Genomic DNA, 383 nt, shown 5'->3' on the forward strand with positions numbered 1-383 from the left:
TTGGCTTGGATTGGGGTGTTTCTCATTACTTTTCGACTATCGATCAGGATGGTAATTTTGAGCAAGTCGAAAACCCCCGTTACCTCAGAAACAGCAAAGAGCGATTAACCTCTTTACAACGTGACCTCGCGTTAGCGAAAAAAGGCACTCGCACCCAGCGAAAATTAAAGCATCAAATTGCCAAACTCCACCAGAAAATCGCCCGTCAAAGACTCGATTTTACTCATAAAGAAACTGCAAAATTAGTTGAAGTGGCGGCATTGATCGCCACCGAAAGACTCACCGTTAAGAACATGACTCGCAGTGCCAAAGGTACTGTCGAGAAAAACGGAAAAATGGTGAAACAAAAGGCTGGTCTGAATCGGGAAATTCTGAACACCGCG

At 44.6% G+C, this 383-nt stretch carries 1 protein-coding gene; it reads left to right on the forward strand.

Annotation, left to right across the window (positions count from 1 at the left end; translation table 11 throughout):
* On the forward strand, positions 1–383 hold a 383-nt coding region (locus CWC14_RS17915), incomplete at both ends, for a transposase (RefSeq protein WP_171036876.1).

The organism is Pseudoalteromonas sp. S3260 (genome assembly GCF_005886925.1).
GTDB lineage: Bacteria > Pseudomonadota > Gammaproteobacteria > Enterobacterales > Alteromonadaceae > Pseudoalteromonas > Pseudoalteromonas tetraodonis.